Source organism: Pseudomonas sp. NPDC087598, assembly GCF_044743525.1.
GTDB lineage: Bacteria > Pseudomonadota > Gammaproteobacteria > Pseudomonadales > Pseudomonadaceae > Aquipseudomonas.
In genome coordinates, this window is sequence record NZ_JBIUWQ010000132.1 from 1 (window position 1) to 3456 (window position 3456).

A 3456-nucleotide genomic window follows, 5' to 3' on the forward strand; every position below is an offset into this window, starting at 1 on the left:
ACGCGGCGCTAAACGCGTAGCAAGCCTGGAAAAGGTGTAAACGATGTCCCCGGTCTAATGTGTAAAGGATGTACCGGTCTCTACAGTGAGGGGCTCTTGATCTACCCCACTATCCCGGAGTCAGACACTCCGGCCCGTTGAGCTTCGGATCATTGACCATGTTCGCCAATACCCGCTCACGCAACGCGGCGGGCTCACTGGCCAGCAGCGCCTGCAATGTATGCAGAGGTGTCTCGGGATCAAGCCACGCCGCCTGCCCCGCCTCATCGAGAATCAACGGCCGGCGCTGACTGGCTGCCGATTGAGTGATCACCGCCGTGCTCAGCCACACCTGTTCCTGCACCGGGTAGGCTTCCCAGATCGCCGCAAAAAACAGCGAGGAACCCTCCCCCGGTGTCAGCCAGTACGGACGCTTGCGCTGGGTTCCGCGCCATTCGTAAAAACCGTTGGCCGGCAGCAGACAACGGCGCAAACGCAGCGCTTCACGGAACATCGGCTGTTCAACCACGGTTTCCGCCCGGGCATGCGCCGGCGTGCGCGACAGATCGGTCAGCCACGGTGGCGTCAGCCCCCAGCGAGCGCGGGCCAAGGTGCGTTGGCCGTCTTCAGCGGCACGCAGCATCAACACCGAATCATTGGGGGAAATGTTCCACTGCGCCAGTTGATCGGCAGGAAAACCTGGCAGGGCCGCGAAATCACGGTTCCAGCGAAACAGGGCATAACGTCCACACATTGGGCAACACGACTCAGAAGTAAAACGAACGTCAGCCTAACAGACCAGCGTACCGGGGAAGCTCTCCGGTTCATCGCCGGGCAGCGGCAGCGCGGCATTGTACGCGGTGATCAGCTCGCGGGCGTACTCGGCCTGATCGTTGTCGACCGACAGTCCCAACAGGCCGAAGATCGGCAACTCGCCGGTGCCGCCAAGCAGATCGCGCCCGACCAGGTGCGCCTCGATGCCTTCACTGGCGAGCATGCCCTTGAGCATTTCGCCTTCCATCAGGTTTTCCGGCTCGTAGATTCGCTGCATGGGCGCGCCTCACTCATTTTCGCTGAAGACTTCCAGAAACCAATCCTCGCCATGAACCTGCAATACGAACGTGATCGGCCGACAACACACCTGACAGTCCTCGATGTAGGTCTGATCGCCGCCGGACAGGTCCACCGTCGTCTCGACCTCTTCACCACAATACGGACATTCATACAGTGCGGTTTCCAGCATCGCGGTCTCCCAAGTGACTTGTGCGTATAATCGCCGGTCTATTTGCAGGGCTATTTTTGTCTGGCTACTTTTTCAGACCGTGCCCCGTGGTGTTTGATCAACACCTTTACTTACCCTAGCCGTTTCCAACAAGAGAGCATGATGGGCGAATTCGATGCCATCCGACCTTACGACGACAGCGAAGTACCTGTGGTACTGGCAAGACTGCTCGGCGACAAGGCGTTTCTAGATATCCTCACCCACTTCCGCTTCCCGCGTTTTGCCGGTGCTTTCGGCTGGATGCTCAAACCTCTTATAGCCCATCGGCTGCGTCGTGAGTTTGCCGACGTGACCTCCGTGGCGACTTTGCAGGACAAGGTCGAGTCTTACGTCGACCACACCATCGAACGTGCTACCGATGGCGTGACCTACACCGGTGTCGAGCAATTCAAGTCCGGCAGCGCCTATCTGTTCATCGCCAACCACCGCGACATCGTGATGGACCCGGCCTTCGTCAACTACGCCGTGTACCACGCCGGCCTGCCGACGCCACGTATTGCGATTGGCGACAACCTGCTGCAAAAGCCGTTTGTCAGCGATCTGATGCGCCTGAACAAGAGTTTTATCGTGCACCGCTCGATCACCGGGCGACGCGAGAAAATGGCTGCCTATCAACTGCTCTCGGCGTACATCAACCACTCGATCCGCAACGATTGCGCGTCGATCTGGATTGCTCAGGCTGAAGGTCGGGCGAAGGATGGCGATGATCGCACCGAGTCGGCGATCCTCAAGATGTTCCACATGAGCCGCAAGGACGAGCCGTTCGGCGAAGTGATTCAGTCGCTGAACGTCACCCCGGTGTCGATCAGCTATGAATACGACCCGTGCGACCAGGCCAAGGCCCGCGAGCTGTACATCCGCGCTACCACCGGCACCTACGCGAAAGCGCCGGGCGAGGATGACGTGAGCATCGCCAAGGGCATCACCGGCTACAAGGGCCGGGTGCACGTGAACTTCGCGGCGCCGATCAAAGAACTGTTCGAAGACACCAAGCAATTGGCGGTCGAAATGGACAAACAGATTCTCGGCGGCTATCGCCTGTTCCCGGTGCATTACCTGGCGTATGCACAGTGGGCGGACGCGGATCCGCAACTGAACGTGCCAAAGGCTGCCGAAGTGTTCCCGGCGGATGAACTGGCCAAGGCACAGGAAGAGTGGCAGAGCCGGCTGGACGCGTGCCCAGTAGAGCATCGTCCGTATTTGGTGCTGCAATATGCGACGCCGGTGCGTAATCAGTACCGGGTCAAGGCTGGGTTGCCGCTGTAAAACAACAGCACTGCGCACCTGTGGCGAGGGGATTTATCCCCGATGGGTCGCGCAGCGGCCCCATGTTTCTGCCTGATAAATCATGGGCCTGCTGCGCAGGCCATCGGGGATAAATCCCCTCACCACAAGGTTTTGCATTCGCTTCAGAAGCGGGTGCTGATCCACGAGATGATCAGTGCAAGGCCCAGACAGGCAAAACCAAAACGATAGAAAAACCGGTTCATGCGCAGCGTCGCCCAATCGAGGATCGGTTCGGCGTTCGGTTGCGCCTGACGCTGAGCAGCAATGCTGGCCATTGCGCGTTGTTCACGGCGGCGGGTCGCATGGAGCAGCCAACTGCCCGGAAACGCCAGCAACAGCGCCAACAGATTGATCAGTTTGGCGGGATGGGCGGTAAACAGCGTCATCAAGTGCAGCGACATCACAGACCTCAAAACTTAATCGGTGTGGCAGACGCCAGACCGACGACCGCGGCGGGATTCTACCGAAACCTGCCCCCAACGCCTCCCTTTTACGACAAATAACCCGGCAATCGACCGATGGCTGTCCTGTGTCACGGCTTCGTCATGTGGATACGCCACCCTGCGCGCCTCGAAACGCACATGGAACGCGACATGCTTCACGCTGAAAACCAGGATCGCCTGTACCTCATCACCCCTTACGACGAACAGCAAAGCCTCGTCGGCAGCCTCGCCTTCAATGTTCAGGATCGCCATTGGCTGGTGTATTGCGCACTGGGCGGGCATCAACATGCGGATTTGCCCGAGACTGATTTGCTGACGGGCGTCAGTGTCCTCGACTTCTACTCGCAGGCTGCCTAAAAGCAAAAAAGCACCCTCACTGTAGAGACCGGTACATCCTTTACACATTAGACCGGGGACATCGTTTACACCTTTTCCAGGCTTGCTACGCGTTTAGCGCCGCGTTCA

General features: G+C 58.8%; 6 protein-coding genes. 2 read left to right on the forward strand and 4 right to left on the reverse strand.

What is annotated here, in order from left to right; all coding sequences use genetic code 11:
• Positions 1 to 109: 109 nt before the first annotated feature.
• From ACIOWE_RS29930 to ACIOWE_RS29940, 3 genes are read right to left on the reverse strand one after another with little or no spacing between them, the layout of a single operon-like run.
• Complete coding sequence (locus tag ACIOWE_RS29930; RefSeq protein ID WP_201236846.1) at positions 110 to 733, reverse strand: SOS response-associated peptidase; 624 nt, start codon at positions 731 to 733, stop codon at positions 110 to 112.
• A gap of 36 nt (positions 734 to 769) precedes the next feature.
• On the reverse strand, positions 770 to 1030 hold the full coding sequence (locus ACIOWE_RS29935; protein ID WP_025109321.1) for a putative signal transducing protein: 261 nt from the start codon (positions 1028 to 1030) through the stop codon (positions 770 to 772).
• Positions 1031 to 1039: 9 nt separating this feature from the next.
• Complete coding sequence (locus tag ACIOWE_RS29940; protein ID WP_401398561.1) at positions 1040 to 1222, reverse strand: CPXCG motif-containing cysteine-rich protein; 183 nt, start codon at positions 1220 to 1222, stop codon at positions 1040 to 1042.
• Between the two features lie 141 nt (positions 1223 to 1363).
• Between ACIOWE_RS29940 and ACIOWE_RS29945 the strand changes: the two genes are divergently transcribed.
• Positions 1364 to 2527 (forward strand): 1-acyl-sn-glycerol-3-phosphate acyltransferase, encoded by a 1164-nt coding sequence (locus ACIOWE_RS29945; RefSeq protein WP_201236844.1) that lies wholly within the window; start codon positions 1364 to 1366, stop codon positions 2525 to 2527.
• Positions 2528 to 2670: 143 nt separating this feature from the next.
• On the opposite strand, the gene ACIOWE_RS29950 is transcribed toward ACIOWE_RS29945, so the two are convergent.
• The gene (locus ACIOWE_RS29950) at positions 2671 to 2949 is read right to left on the reverse strand and encodes a hypothetical protein (RefSeq protein WP_103306248.1); all 279 of its coding nucleotides are present in this window, start codon (positions 2947 to 2949) and stop codon (positions 2671 to 2673) included.
• Between the two features lie 192 nt (positions 2950 to 3141).
• On the opposite strand from ACIOWE_RS29950, the gene ACIOWE_RS29955 reads away from it, so the two are divergent.
• Positions 3142 to 3348 carry a hypothetical protein gene (locus ACIOWE_RS29955; RefSeq protein WP_008083982.1) on the forward strand — a complete coding sequence of 69 codons (207 nt, stop codon included), beginning with the start codon at positions 3142 to 3144 and terminating at the stop codon, positions 3346 to 3348.
• Positions 3349 to 3456 lie beyond the last annotated feature (108 nt).